This is a genomic window from Vibrio sp. D173a, assembly GCF_030248475.1.
Genome location: NZ_JAHGAH010001158.1, coordinates 1 through 615, shown reverse-complemented (window position 1 = coordinate 615; position 615 = coordinate 1). Strand labels below are relative to the sequence as shown.

The 615-nt window shown below is 46.5% G+C and carries 1 protein-coding gene; it reads left to right on the top strand.

Annotated elements, in window-relative coordinates; all coding sequences use genetic code 11:
* Positions 1 to 89: 89 nt before the first annotated feature.
* Positions 90 to 615 (top strand): diguanylate cyclase domain-containing protein (locus KIV40_RS31995; protein ID WP_285353369.1); only part of this gene is annotated, 526 nt, incomplete at its 3' end.

Here is a 615-nt window from a genome sequence, read left to right as displayed (position 1 = left end):
TCTTTGATAGCTTTGAATCTGCCCTGAAAGAACAGCTGCCATTTGGCTTCTCTTTTGACTATCGCTTTCTGACCGGACAGGAACGGAGCATGTTCTCGACCCAAACGCCTGAACCTTTGGCAGTTGCGCTCTCGAACTATCACGCCTTTGATAGCCACGATATGGTCATGGAAGTGGACTACTCCGACGGCATTGCATTCAAACATGTTGATCCCTTTATCTCAGCATCGTTGCATATCTTCCCAGAGAACTATCAAAGCCAACTCAACCAAGCCAAGATTTCAATCGGTGGCGTGACCTTAGCCATCACCCTGCTGTTGATTTGTGGCAGTTATTTTGTGTTTTACCGACAAGTTCTACAGCCACTCCAGGCTTACACCAGAGAGCTCAGCACCCTAAAACCGAGTGAAGAGACTCACACCAACCGGGATGAACTGATAGACCCAAGTTATCAATCCGTGTTTGAACGCGTTAAAACCTTGGTAGAAACCGATGCCCTGACTGGACTCGACAACCGTACCTTCTTTATGCAGAACTTGAAAAAGTTAGTCTCAGAGGAACATCACGGTACTAGCTATCTTGTTTACATCGACCTCGATAAGTTCAAAGCGGTTA